At 34.5% G+C, this 12,884-nt stretch carries 17 protein-coding genes and 1 pseudogene; 9 read left to right on the top strand and 9 right to left on the bottom strand.

Annotation, left to right across the window (positions count from 1 at the left end; genetic code table 11):
• Positions 1-298: 298 nt before the first annotated feature.
• Both ACQKNI_RS05670 and ACQKNI_RS05665 read right to left on the bottom strand, forming a co-directional pair.
• Positions 299-454: a hypothetical protein gene (locus tag ACQKNI_RS05670; RefSeq protein WP_000184928.1), complete on the bottom strand. Its 156-nt coding sequence runs from the start codon at positions 452-454 to the stop codon at positions 299-301.
• Between the two features lie 136 nt (positions 455-590).
• Positions 591-1,010 carry a MarR family winged helix-turn-helix transcriptional regulator gene (locus tag ACQKNI_RS05665; RefSeq protein WP_140417421.1) on the bottom strand — a complete coding sequence of 140 codons (420 nt, stop codon included), beginning with the start codon at positions 1,008-1,010 and terminating at the stop codon, positions 591-593.
• A gap of 162 nt (positions 1,011-1,172) precedes the next feature.
• On the opposite strand from ACQKNI_RS05665, the gene ACQKNI_RS05660 reads away from it, so the two are divergent.
• Positions 1,173-1,604 (top strand): YrvL family regulatory protein, encoded by a 432-nt coding sequence (locus ACQKNI_RS05660; protein ID WP_427282257.1) that lies wholly within the window; start codon positions 1,173-1,175, stop codon positions 1,602-1,604.
• Positions 1,605-1,637: 33 nt separating this feature from the next.
• A complete protein-coding gene (locus tag ACQKNI_RS05655; RefSeq protein WP_098252396.1) occupies positions 1,638-2,225 on the top strand; it encodes a thioredoxin family protein in 588 nt (195 codons plus the stop codon).
• A gap of 29 nt (positions 2,226-2,254) precedes the next feature.
• Here ACQKNI_RS05655 and uppP read toward each other — a convergent pair whose 3' ends face one another.
• Entirely contained in the window at positions 2,255-3,046 is a 792-nt protein-coding gene (gene uppP / locus ACQKNI_RS05650) for a bacitracin resistance undecaprenyl-diphosphatase (protein WP_088231301.1), read from the bottom strand.
• A 181-nt stretch (positions 3,047-3,227) separates the two neighbouring features.
• On the opposite strand from uppP, the gene ACQKNI_RS05645 reads away from it, so the two are divergent.
• From ACQKNI_RS05645 to ACQKNI_RS05635, 3 genes are all read left to right on the top strand, one after another.
• Positions 3,228-4,586, top strand: a complete 1,359-nt coding sequence (locus tag ACQKNI_RS05645) for an MATE family efflux transporter (RefSeq protein ID WP_088231302.1) — start codon at positions 3,228-3,230, stop codon at positions 4,584-4,586.
• A 76-nt stretch (positions 4,587-4,662) separates the two neighbouring features.
• Positions 4,663-4,836: a hypothetical protein gene (locus tag ACQKNI_RS05640; RefSeq protein WP_000343545.1), complete on the top strand. Its 174-nt coding sequence runs from the start codon at positions 4,663-4,665 to the stop codon at positions 4,834-4,836.
• A gap of 19 nt (positions 4,837-4,855) precedes the next feature.
• Positions 4,856-5,005 carry a hypothetical protein gene (locus tag ACQKNI_RS05635; RefSeq protein WP_000743737.1) on the top strand — a complete coding sequence of 50 codons (150 nt, stop codon included), beginning with the start codon at positions 4,856-4,858 and terminating at the stop codon, positions 5,003-5,005.
• Positions 5,006-5,081: 76 nt separating this feature from the next.
• On the opposite strand, the pseudogene ACQKNI_RS05630 reads toward ACQKNI_RS05635, so the two are convergent.
• Positions 5,082-5,586 (bottom strand): annotated as a pseudogene (locus ACQKNI_RS05630) (biotin transporter BioY).
• Positions 5,587-5,679: 93 nt separating this feature from the next.
• On the opposite strand from ACQKNI_RS05630, the gene ACQKNI_RS05625 reads away from it, so the two are divergent.
• Positions 5,680-6,582 carry an aminoglycoside phosphotransferase family protein gene (locus ACQKNI_RS05625; RefSeq protein ID WP_088231304.1) on the top strand — a complete coding sequence of 301 codons (903 nt, stop codon included), beginning with the start codon at positions 5,680-5,682 and terminating at the stop codon, positions 6,580-6,582.
• 2 nt (positions 6,583-6,584) lie between these two features.
• On the opposite strand, the gene ACQKNI_RS05620 is transcribed toward ACQKNI_RS05625, so the two are convergent.
• The 5 genes from ACQKNI_RS05620 to ACQKNI_RS05600 all read right to left on the bottom strand — a co-directional run bounded on the left by ACQKNI_RS05620 (position 6,585) and on the right by ACQKNI_RS05600 (position 9,654).
• A complete protein-coding gene (locus ACQKNI_RS05620) occupies positions 6,585-6,746 on the bottom strand; it encodes a hypothetical protein (protein ID WP_088231305.1) in 162 nt (53 codons plus the stop codon).
• Positions 6,747-6,844: 98 nt separating this feature from the next.
• Positions 6,845-7,618, bottom strand: a complete 774-nt coding sequence (locus ACQKNI_RS05615; RefSeq protein WP_427282256.1) for a hypothetical protein — start codon at positions 7,616-7,618, stop codon at positions 6,845-6,847.
• Between the two features lie 24 nt (positions 7,619-7,642).
• Positions 7,643-8,089, bottom strand: coding sequence for a flavodoxin (locus ACQKNI_RS05610; protein ID WP_098252400.1), 447 nt, complete (start codon positions 8,087-8,089; stop codon positions 7,643-7,645).
• The gene (locus ACQKNI_RS05605; protein WP_088231308.1) at positions 8,082-8,258 is read right to left on the bottom strand and encodes a hypothetical protein; all 177 of its coding nucleotides are present in this window, start codon (positions 8,256-8,258) and stop codon (positions 8,082-8,084) included. The genes ACQKNI_RS05610 and ACQKNI_RS05605 overlap by 8 nt, the downstream gene beginning before the upstream one ends.
• A gap of 226 nt (positions 8,259-8,484) precedes the next feature.
• A complete protein-coding gene (locus tag ACQKNI_RS05600) occupies positions 8,485-9,654 on the bottom strand; it encodes an amidohydrolase (RefSeq protein ID WP_088231309.1) in 1,170 nt (389 codons plus the stop codon).
• Between the two features lie 336 nt (positions 9,655-9,990).
• Between ACQKNI_RS05600 and ACQKNI_RS05595 the strand changes: the two genes are divergently transcribed.
• From ACQKNI_RS05595 to dltB, 3 genes are read left to right on the top strand one after another with little or no spacing between them, the layout of a single operon-like run.
• Positions 9,991-10,137 (top strand): teichoic acid D-Ala incorporation-associated protein DltX, encoded by a 147-nt coding sequence (locus ACQKNI_RS05595; protein ID WP_000440293.1) that lies wholly within the window; start codon positions 9,991-9,993, stop codon positions 10,135-10,137.
• A 12-nt stretch (positions 10,138-10,149) separates the two neighbouring features.
• Positions 10,150-11,664, top strand: a complete 1,515-nt coding sequence (gene dltA, locus ACQKNI_RS05590; protein ID WP_088231310.1) for a D-alanine--poly(phosphoribitol) ligase subunit DltA — start codon at positions 10,150-10,152, stop codon at positions 11,662-11,664.
• Positions 11,661-12,827, top strand: coding sequence for a D-alanyl-lipoteichoic acid biosynthesis protein DltB (dltB, locus tag ACQKNI_RS05585; RefSeq protein ID WP_088231311.1), 1,167 nt, complete (start codon positions 11,661-11,663; stop codon positions 12,825-12,827). Before dltA ends, dltB begins: the two co-directional genes overlap by 4 nt.
• Positions 12,828-12,884: the final 57 nt, after the last annotated feature.

The following is a 12,884-nucleotide window of genomic DNA, read 5'->3' as shown; positions in this document are numbered from 1 at the left end:
CCAGTGTCTTGAATAGCTTCCATCCCTAATTAAATTGACATAAATTGTCCCCTTCCCTAGACCATCATATGATGGTCTTATTTTTTTGTCTTTCTATTTATCTATGGTCGTATTAACTGCTGTACTGGCAAGTACCAGGTGTAGGACTTGCAATGCTTACGATGGTATTAAATCTACTAGTAGAATGCGGTCAATATTTCCGGTGATGCAATTTGCGCAATGATTGTCACAAAATCAGAGGAAAAATACAATACTGATCAATCTGCAGCATCGTAAATCAAAAAAGGAGTGAATTAATTCACTCCTTTTTTGATTTACTTCCTTTTTTCGAACGATATTCTTTTCCTTTATTGTCGTTACCAGTTTCAAATTCAGTACTAAACTCCTGATTAAACTGCCCTGATTTTGGTGAACCTTGATTACCGCTTCCTTTACTCCCATTACGATTTGTCATATTTCTCCCTCCTTCCTTTACTAGTAGTATGGTACATATTTTATTTTTTATAATCTTTTACATAAGAAAGAAGAGATTCCACATATGAGGAACCTCTTCTTTATCATTTCGTAAGCGCTTTCTTGTTTGTAATTACTTATATAAGTTTTTTAGAAATAGAAATCATTACATTCATTTCATCTTCTGAAAGTGCGGAAAATCTTTCTTGTAAGTATTGTTTTTTCGCATCTTCCATTTTCGTAACTAAATCTTTCCCTTGTTCTGTAATCTCTAAATATACAACTCGGCGATCTGATGTAGAACGCGAACGAGTTACAAAACCTTTATTAATTAATTTTTCTGTAACAGCTGTAATATGACTATTCGACACATTTAGCTCATTAGCTACTCGTGATACCATTTCTTTATTCGTACGATTCAATATTCTAAGAACGATGAACTCATTCCACGGTATGTAACCACCAAATATTTTTCCGATATCATTACGCAATGTGCGAAACATAGCAAAAACATTTGTCGATAGTTCTTCCATTAATTGCTCTCGATTTTGAGACAATTTTGACAGCCCCTTTTATTTCATTTGATTAAATAAAAACCTTATTAATAATTTTACATGAAATCTTACTTTTTGTCACCTTATTTTCCCATAATTCGTAGTTTTTTAATATTTATTTCATGATACAATAAAATTGAATTTCCAAAAAAAGGAGTTGAAATAGTGAGTGAAGAAGACAAATTTTCTAATCTTAATCTAAAACATAAGACTTTGATTATTGGTTTTGTTATTCTGTTTCTCATTATGTTTTTTGCATTTATATTTTTTGTATATGTAGGAATCTTTCAAATTACAGGTATAGAATATTCATCAAAAACAGCTCTACTACTCTTTTTTTTACTTATTCTTTTATTAGATGGCATTACATATTTTATATTCGTTTTCTTTAAAGTGCTCCTACATCCAATGATGACAAGTATGCCCAATTACCTCTCAATCGCCCTGCTTTCCATCATTGAAATTACGCTAGATTGGTTTGTCATACATACTGCCGACGACTGGATAGAGAGCGTACAATTGTCTAACATAGCTGAATTATGTGTCGTACTATTCTTTTCCCTATTAAATAAATCATTAAGTGACAAGAAGGAGTAAGAATACAAGCTTTTCTACATAAAAATTGGTACAATAAAAACAAATCATACTAAAGAGGTGTTACTTATGAACTTACAACAATGGGCTGATAAAGGTATGTCCTTTGATACATATGTGAATGAAATGAAAGTAAACCAATACGAACTATTACACATTTACAATAACTTTTTAATTCCAAACGAACTACTTCCTGTTTTAGAAGAGCGTCAAAATGATGGATGGAGCGTTATCGTATTAACTGCTGATTGGTGCGGTGATGCCCTGCTATGTGTTCCTGTTATGAAACGAATTTCTGAAGTTGCAAATATTGATATGAGATTATTAATTCGCGATGAAAACTTAGAATTAATGGATCAATATTTAACAAATGGAACAGCACGTGCGATTCCAATTTTCATTTTCATTGATAAAGATGGAAATGAGCAAGCTGTGTGGGGACCACGCGCTCCAAAAGTACAAGAATTAGTAACTTCAATGCGTACTACATTGCCTGAAAAAGAGGATCCAACATTCGAAGAAAAACAAAAAGAAATGTATGCTAACTTCCGTGCTACATTAGCTGATGATACTTCTCTTTGGGAACATGTAATGGAAAGCATGATGGAAAAAGTAGTAAAATAAAAAAACTGCCGAACTCGGCAGTTTTTTTATTACATAATGAAGAAATAGAATACCGCAGCTAAAACGAAACGGTAGTAAGCGAACGGTGTTAGTTTTACACGAGATAATAATTTTAAGAATGAAACAATTGCAAGCATTGCAACAACGAATGCAGTAATAAATCCAGTTGCAAATAACGGTATATCATTTGCGCTTAATATGTCCCAGCTTTTAATTAAATCTAAACCACTTGCTGCTACCATCATTGGCACTGCTAAAATGAATGTATATTCAGCTGCCGCTGTATGCGACACGCGCGCTAATAAACCACCACTTATTGTAGATCCAGAACGAGAAAATCCTGGCCAAAGCGCTAAACATTGGAACATTCCGATTGTAAATGCTTGCTTATATGTGATTTCATCTAACGTTCTTGCTGTACTTGGTTTTGAAAACTTCTCAGCAACAATCATTAAAATACCACCAGCTACTAAGCTAATAACAACCGGTCCTGGACCGAATAAAACTTCTTTAATTGCACTATGGAATAATACACCAAGTACGCCGGCAGGAATCATCCCAATAATAATATGTAATAAATTTAACGATGGTCCGTCTGTTACTTTTCCTATTCCAACTAATGACCATAGACGCTTCCAAAATATAACAACAACTGCTAGAATCGATCCCAATTGGATAACAACTTCGAAAACTTTTGCTCTCTCGTCGTCAAACCCAAGTAAATGACCTGTTAAAATCATATGTCCTGTTGATGAAACTGGTAAAAACTCTGTTAATCCTTCAACAGCACCCATGATTATTCCAATTAACCAATCAGCCACAAGTAGTGCCTCCTTAATAACGAATATGTAATTTTTTCACACCTTATCATAATACCTTATCCCTTTTCAAAGTGCATCCTTTTTTTATTGATTCTATCTGTTGCATACGCGTATTTCTTTTCTATTTTTTGATTAAATTGTATGATAGAAAAGGTTTGTTTTTTATCGGAAAGGGGATTTTATGAAAGAAACTACTTCATTCTCACAAAAGTTAAAACAGTTTGTATTACTCTTTTTCCCGATTTTTGTAACGCAAATGTCATTATTTGCGATGAGCTTTTTTGATACAACAATGTCAGGGCATGCAAGTCCTACTGATTTAGCAGGTGTTGCTATCGGAACGAGTATATGGATTCCAGTTAGTACGGGATTAACAGGAATTTTAATGGCCACTACGCCAATTGTTGCACAACTCGTTGGATCAAAGAAAAAAGAAGATGTTCCACACGTTGTCATACAGGCAGTATATTTAGCAATTTGTGCGAGTTTCATTGTCATTCTTATCGGTTTTTTCACTGTTTCACCTATTTTAAACGGCATGCGCTTAGAAGAACCAGTGGAACGTATTGCAACACAATTTTTAGTTATTATCGCGATTGGCATTATCCCTTTATTCACTTACACTGTCTTACGTGGATTTATTGATGCACTTGGGAAAACGCGAACAACGATGATTATTACCCTATTATCATTACCAATTAATGTAGTATTAAATTATGTATTAATTTTTGGTCATTTCGGATTTCCAAAACTCGGTGGTGTTGGTGCCGCAATCGCTTCAGCAGCAACATATTGGTGCATATTAATTATTACCGTCATTATTATTCGTACGAAAGAACCTTTTGCATCGTTTAATATCTTTAAACAGTTATACCGCCCTTCTCTCACGAGTTGGAAAGCATTCTTAAAACTTGGCGTGCCTATCGGATTTGCCATCTTTTTTGAAACAAGTATTTTCGCTGCAGTAACACTTATGATGAGTAATTTTAATACAACAACTATTGCAGCGCATCAAGCAGCTATGAACTTTGCTTCCTTGTTATATATGACTCCGCTAAGTTTAGCAATGGCAATGACTATCGCAGTTGGATTTGAAGTTGGAGCAAACCGATACGATAATGCAAAACAATATGGATTTATCGGGATTGGATTAGCCCTTGCATTTGCCCTATTATATTCGATCCTTCTCTATTTCTTTGACGATGAAATTGCTTCTATTTATACGACAGATGTACAAGTTCATCATTTAGCAAAAGAATTTCTTATATTTGCGATTCTATTTCAAATATCTGATGCGATTGCAACTCCCGTACAAGGAGCACTTCGTGGTTATAAAGACGTAAATGTTGCCTTAATTATGACATTAATTGCTTATTGGATAATAGGCCTCCCTCTTGGTTACATATTAGCAACGTATACTGACTGGGCAGCGAAAGGGTATTGGATCGGTCTTATTATCGGTCTAGCATTTGGTGCTAGCTTCCTACTTATCCGTCTCTTTCAAGTACAACGAAAATATACAACAGAAAACAGCCGCTAACGATAAAGCGGCTGTTTTCTTTATGCATATTTTTTCTTGTAACGTATAACATAATGAAAAAGAAAGGTGGATACATATGGACGAAAAAGACAAAAAGCAATCCTTTGACGAAGAATTCGCCCCTGAAATTTCACCTGGATATCGGCAAGATGTACATAAGCCGCCTAAATATAAAAACACTTCTTTTTTAATGGGTATAACCATTTTCGCTGCTGTATTACTTGTGCTTATCATTTTCGTTTATTTTTGATGGAAGGTGGTTTATTAATATGAAGAAACAAGATTCCAATCGTTCAAAAAGAACTGTGAAAACTGAAAAAGGATATGCAGGAGATTCTGTTCATACACTGAAACAAGTCGAGCAAGGGAATTTATACATTGCTCAAAAAGAACTTGGACAACAAAATGAAAATCTTTAAAATCCCTCAAAGAACTGAGGGATTTTTTATCCTACTATTTGCGAACAGTAAGAATCCCACTCATTAAAACTTCACTTTATTGTACATATTGTCTTTGTTCTAACACCATAAATATATTATTAACCTTTACAATATTCATATCATAATTTAATTTCACTTCTCTCACCTTCTTCAGTGCCAGCAACGTACACTACAGCATGATAGCGAAAACTCTCACCTGTCTCTTCACGTATCTCCTCGCTTTTAAATTTATACTCTAAATCCCGAAAACGATTTGGGTAATAATTTTGTATTAATTGTTCATACCCTCTATTTACAAATAGTGCTTCACTCTTTTTCTTCACATCTTCTTTATTATTAAACTCAAACACTGACAGCTGGGCTGTCACAAAGTACTCTCCTACCTTTTTCATTTCCCTATGAGTTAAAGTTTCTATACTTTTGTTCTTTAATTCCTGATCTAACTGATAGTGATCTATCGGTTTAAAGGTAACAAAAACTATTTTTTTATATGACCAAAACAAACAAAAAATAATAAATAACGAAGTGATTACTATTCTTTTCCTCACAATACACCTCATCCCTATTCATAATAATAGTTATATCTTAACATTCAGAAAGAAAATTCTGATATTATTAAGTGGAATAATTTAACTTAGAAACGAGGTAAAATTATGGACTCTTACAAACAATATATAAAAGAAGCTTTGCCTAATCTTTCTATACATTCATATAAGCAAAATGAAGAAGGATGGGATAATATAGCAGTTATTATAAATGATGAACTACTGTTTCGTTTTCCGAGAAAGGTTGAATATGCAACGCGAATTCCGTTAGAAAAGGAACTATGCGCGCTTCTCTCTCATTCACTAAAAGAAATTGAGGTTCCACAGTATCACCTATTATATAGAAAGGATGCTGATGCGATTCCGCTTTGTAGTTACTATACTCTCATTCATGGTGAACCATTAAAAACAGAAACAGTTATCAAGCTTGACGATAAAGAACGGAAAGCAATTATTACACAATTAGCTACTTTCCTTGCAACCCTACATAGTATTCCTTTAAAACAAGGTACAACGTTAGGATTCCCTCTTGAAAAAACACTTACCTATTGGAAAGAGCTACAAACAAAATTAAATCAGTATGTTACTAACAACCTTACTTCATTACAGAAATTAGCCTTAAATCGTTTATTCGAAAATTTCTTTGCGTGCATTGCTACATCCGCATTTCAAAATACAATCATTCATGCTGACCTTACACACCATCACATTTTATTTAATAAGCAGCATACAACCATTTCAGGTGTTATCGATTTTGGCGATGCTCAAATTGGAGATCCTGCTTTTGATTTCGCTGGGCTATATCATGACTTCGGACATGAATTTACTACATCTGTATATGAGCAATACAGTACTCTTATTTCTCACCATGATCCATTACTCATTCACCGCGTCACGACCTTTTATCAATACAGCCCTTTATTACATAATATTATTTATAACTTTGAGACAGAGAATGAACTAGCATTCATTACGGGTACAGAACAGCTGAAAACGATATTACAGGGATGAGATTACATTCTCTCCCTACATTCTTTCTCCTCATACATCATTAACTTTTTATCCATTTCAACAATAACTTTATATAATTGAAACGCCTGTAAAATTTGTAGTTGCATTCCAAAAGGAGCATTTTGTTCTTTTAACCATTGAAATACTTTCGTTTCGTCTTTCATTGATTATTCCTCCTCGTATTAAAATCTGCTACAAATACACCGTAAATGATGAAAAGCTTTTCATGTCAATAACAAAAAAAGATGCAAATTTGCATCCTTTAATGTACGATATTTTTCCGCTGCTTCGCTTCTTCCTTTACTTCTTCCCCTTGGCATTCACTACGAAAAGCACAACTCATACACTCAGAACGAAAATGCCGCTCTGTGTAGTGCTCAGGTTGTTGCAACATTTCTTTCATTCTAGATAAATCAGCCATTCCAATTATAATATCTTCCTGTTTCGGAATGTACTCATACTTAGTTCCTTCTATTAAATTAATAACTTCAACTTTTCCTGGAAGAATACCGAAAGCTTTATAACTGAATACTGTCATTAACTTTTGACAAAGAGCAAGCATTTCCTCATCTGCATCGACAACATACTTTTTAATTACAAACGACTCAGTACGCCACTCACCAACTTCTAATGTCAATGACATGTGGACACCTAACTCTTCCATATATATTTGAAATTTTTCAAATAAAAATAACGGCGGCGTCTCGCTATCATCTCTTTCAACAAACTGTAATAAGTGATCCGTTAGCTTCGCTAACACAATATAGTACTCCGTCTTCGAAGCAAACATATTAATCCTTACTTTTTCCCAATACTTTTCTATTAATATTAAAAGTACAATTTTCGTTTGTTGACCCGCAGGTAGTGTGTAATACTCGTTAATAATTTGATTCACAATCATCTGTGCTATTTGTTGCCATTCAAAAGAAGAAGGTTCTCTTCTTTTTATATGACGAAAGTAAAATTTATGCGGACAACGCATAAAATCATACAAATGGTAATCTGTCATCGTTTTAATGGTGATTTTCTCATGCACTTGCTCTTCATCTCCCTTCTGCCATTAAGAAAGATGTTTTACAAATTCAGCTCCAAACTGTAAACATTTTTCTACATCTTCATCTTCTGGCGTTAATTCTACTTTTAGTCCTTCTAACACAACTGCTGCCCCACGTTCCTGCAGCTTTTCTATTAAAATGTCAACAGCCACGCCGTATTTCGGATAAGCCGAATCACATGACCCGAATACTGCCGCTTTTTTTCCAGCTAAATCAATAGAATCCATTTCGTCATAAAAGTCTAAGAAATCATCAGGAAGGTCTCCGTCTCCCCAAGTGTAAGCGCCTAAAATAATCCCATCATACTGTTCTAATATAGAAGCTTCTGGTGAATCCATAATATCAATAACTTCAATTTCATTTTCTGTTTCACGAATTGCCCCTGCAATATGATCGGCCATTTCCTCTGTATTTCCACTCATACTTGCAAAAATCATTACTAACTTACTCAACTTTATCTCTCCCTTTACTTTGTATCTCTTTTTCTGTTTGAATTGCACTCTTCTCTTCTACATATTCCGAACGAATTACATTTCGTTGCCATTCTATATGCTGATCAACATCTTTATTTTTATCTTTTAATCCCCTACGCAGAAGGTGATATTTTTTTCTCATTAACATGTCGCATCCATCCTATTGATAATAATTATCAATTCTAACTACACTTAGATTAATTGATAATTATTATCAATGTCAATAACTATTTTTAAAAAAATAGTTAAAATGTACAAGCTTGTCCGTTAGCTATTCATATACTATAAATGAGCATAGTTCTTTCTCAGCCCTCTCTGACGGAAAGAAATAAAAGCAACTGCAATAGAGTGCAGTTGCCTTTTTTTATGCTTTTCTATGATTTCAGTAACCTCATCGTTGTTTCTAAAAATAATTCCACTCCATAAATTAAAGCTGATTCATCTACATCAAATCTTGGATGATGATGCGGGTAACATGTATCTATTTTTTCATTCCCCGTCCCCAATTTAATGAAGCAACCCGGTGCTTTTCTTAAATATGCTGAAAAATCTTCTCCTCCCATAGAAGGTTCCAGCTTCACAACACGCTCATGCCCGAATAAATATATCGCACTTTCTTCTACTACTTTCGTGATAGATTCATCATTAATAACTGGATCATATCCATATCGATACGTATATGTATATGATCCTCCATGTGCTTTTGTAATTCCTTTCACGACTTGCTCAATTCTCTCTTCTGCTTCTTTTCTTAATGTTTGATTAAAAGAGCGAACCGTTCCCATTAAAGTTGCTACATTTGGAATAATATTATCCGCCATTCCCCCATGAAACTGCGTAACCGAAACTACCCTTTGCATAAAAGCGTTTGTATTTCTTGATACGATATGTTGTAAGTTTGTAATAATTTGTGCTCCGATAGCAATAGGATCTACCGTTTCTTCTGGCCGCGCCGCATGCCCTCCTTTTCCATGAATTTCAACTGTAAATACGTCTGGTGCTGCCATCATCGCCCCATACACAATCCCAATCTTCCCGCTTTCTAATCCAGACATAACATGTAAACCTATTACATAATCAACGCCATCCATAACACCTGCCGCAACCATTTCTTGTCCGCCGCCAGGATATACTTCTTCTGCATGCTGAAAGAATAGACGAATTTCACCTACAAACTCTTCCTTTATATTTGCTAGCGTCTCTGCAACACTTAACAAAATAGCAGCATGTGCATCATGTCCACATGCATGCATCATTCCTTTATTTACAGACGTATAAGATTTCCTTGTCTCCTCTTGAATTGGTAGAGCATCTATATCAGCTCGAATTGCAACTACTTTCCCTTGTTCCGTTCCTCTTTTAATTGCTAGTACACTATACTTCGTTGGCCTCGTTACTTCCAAAGTAGAAAATGAGCATAATGTATCATATATAAATTGAGAAGTTTCTTTTTCAGCAAACGATAGTTCTGGATATTTATGAAAATGCCGTCTCCATTTCATAATATTTTTTTCTGAAATAATATCCTTCCACACGCTCTTCATCAAAAATCCCTCCTGTTAAGAAACTTTAGCGATTCATAAATTAACTATGACAAACGCAAAGATACAAACAAATATTGCATTTCTACCCATTCTCTCAGTCCACTTTTATACATTCACACAATCCACTTTCTATTTGCATGTCAAACCCATTACAAATTCATGCTGAATGTAATATAATTGCTAAGTTAGGGATTTTCTTTTTTAGTATTTAGTGCTAATATCAGAAAAGAGCCTTTTGACTTATTTTTACCTAAAATGTGGGATTTTGTTTTTTTCACAATAATGTAGGACATGATACCTACAAAGAGCTATTATTTCATTAAGAGAGGGAAAGACATGGAAAGATTAAAAGAGATATGGTCTCGACCACTCACACAATGGGTTGCAAAGACGGTTTATTACCTTGCAATTTTATTTGCATTACTTTGGTTGTATGGATTCCATGATACAAACACAAGTACATTTATTTACAACGAATTTTAGGGTGGGAACGTTATGAAGTTATTAGAACAAATTGAAAAGTGGGCTGCAGAAACGCCTGATCAAACCGCTTTTGTTTGGCGAGATGCGAAAATTACGTACAAACAATTAAAGGAAGATTCTGATGCGTTAGCACATTGGATTTCTTCTGAGTATCCAGATGATCGTTCACCAATTATGGTGTATGGCCATATGCAACCTGAAATGATCATTAACTTTTTAGGTTGTGTAAAAGCTGGACATGCTTACATTCCTGTAGATTTATCTATCCCAGCTGATCGTGTACAACGTATCGCTGAAAATTCTGGTGCGAAATTACTTTTATCGGCAGCTGAAGTAACTGTAACTGATTTACCAGTTCGCATTGTAAGTGAAAACAACTTAAAAGATATTTTCTTTACTCATAAAGGGAACACTCCAAATCCTGAACATGCGGTAAAAGGTGATGAGAACTTCTACATTATTTACACATCAGGAAGTACAGGTAATCCGAAAGGGGTTCAGATTACTTATAACTGCCTTGTTAGCTTTACAAAATGGGCTGTAGAAGATTTCAACTTACAAGCAGGGCAAGTATTCTTAAACCAAGCACCTTTCTCATTCGATTTATCTGTAATGGATATTTACCCATCATTAGTAACAGGTGGTACACTTTGGGCAATCGATAAAGATATGATTGCACGTCCAAAAGACTTGTTTGCTTCTTTAGAGCAATCGGATATTCAAGTATGGACTTCAACACCATCTTTCGCTGAAATGTGTTTAATGGAAGCATCTTTCTCTGAGAGTATGCTACCGAACATGAAAACATTCTTATTCTGCGGTGAAGTGTTACCAAATGAAGTAGCCAGAAAATTAATTGAGCGATTCCCGAAAGCAACAATTATGAATACGTACGGTCCAACAGAAGCTACAGTTGCTGTAACAGGTATTCACGTTACAACAGAAGTGCTGGATCAATATAAATCACTTCCAGTTGGCTACTGTAAATCAGATTGTCGCCTTCTTATTATGAAAGAAGATGGCACAATTGCACCTGATGGTGAAAAAGGTGAAATCGTAATTGTTGGTCCTAGCGTAAGCGTTGGGTATTTAGGAAGCCCTGAATTAACAGAAAAAGCATTTACTATAATTGACGGCGAGCGTGCCTATAAAACAGGCGATGCTGGCTATGTAGAAAATGGTCTTCTATTCTATAATGGTCGTCTTGATTTCCAAATTAAGCTTCATGGTTATCGAATGGAATTAGAAGAAATCGAACATCATCTTCGTGCGTGTTCTTACGTAGAAGGGGCAGTTATTGTTCCTATTAAAAAAGGTGAAAAATACGATTATTTATTAGCGGTTGTTGTTCCTGGAGAGCATTCGTTTGAAAAAGAATTCAAATTAACATCTGCAATCAAAAAAGAACTCAATGAGCGTTTACCAAACTACATGATTCCACGTAAATTCATGTATCAATCTTCTATTCCAATGACACCAAATGGAAAGGTAGATCGCAAAAAATTATTGAGTGAGGTTACAGCATGACCGCATATGGATCATTTTATTTTTTCGCTATAGTGGGCATTTTATTAATACCTACTATCATAGCTGGATTAAAAGGTAAAATGTTGCGTAAATATAATGCCGTTTTAACATTAGTCATGCTTGCTATTATATTCTCGGATAAACCGAAGCAAGCAATTATGTTAGCCGCATTTATTATTTGGCAATATGCCCTTATTAAAGGCTATTTACTTTTAAGAAAACAAAATAATAGTACATTCACATTTTGTATAGCTGTTATTTTATCAATTTTGCCACTTATTTTGGCAAAAATCGCACCGTTTGTACCTGAACTAAAGTTTGTTGTATTTTTAGGAATGTCTTATGTAACATTTAGAGCAGTACAAATGGTATTTGAAGTTCGTGATGGCTTAATTAAAGAACTTTCCTTCTTCAATTTTTGGGAATTCGTTTTATTCTTCCCAGCTATCTCAACGGGACCTATCGATCGTTACCGAAGATTCCAAAAAGATATTCAAAAGCCACCTAGTGCAGAAGAATATCAAAACTTACTATATATAGGACTAAACCGTATTTTCCAAGGTTTCTTATATAAATTTATTATCGCTTACTTAATAAAGCAATATTTTATGGATCCAGCATTCGCGCAACACGACACAATCCTTTCAAATATGATTTACATGTATAGCTATAGCTTATATTTATTCTTCGATTTTGCTGGTTATAGCTCATTTGTAATCGGTGTAAGTTATATGATGGGGATTAAAACGCCAGAAAACTTTAATAAACCATTCCTTAGTCGTAATATTAAAGACTTCTGGAACCGCTGGCACATGAGTTTATCATTCTGGTTCCGTGACTTTATTTACATGCGTTTCGTCTTTTTTGCAACGAAGAAAAAGTTAATTAAAAACCGCTACACAATTTCGTATATCGGTGCATTTTTAAACTTCTTCATCATGGGAATATGGCATATTACTGGTGAGCATGTGTATCAATACATTATTTATGGTCTTTATCACGCTGCTTTGTTCATCCTATTCGATATTTTCGAACGAAAAAACAAGAAGCATAAGTTTTGGCCAAATAATAAATTTACGCACGTCCTTGCGATTGTAATTACGTTCCACGTTGTATGTTTCGGTTTCCTAATTTTCTCTGGACACCTTAACAGATACTTTTAATGCACCCTTCTTATTCCAATAAGAAGTTGCACATATAATATATTCGGATATAAAGGA

The organism is Bacillus sp. NPDC094064, assembly GCF_050279585.1.
Lineage (GTDB): Bacteria > Bacillota > Bacilli > Bacillales > Bacillaceae_G > Bacillus_A.
The sequence above is the reverse complement of the archived record's forward strand: the minus strand, read 5'-3'. Positions and strand labels throughout refer to the sequence as shown.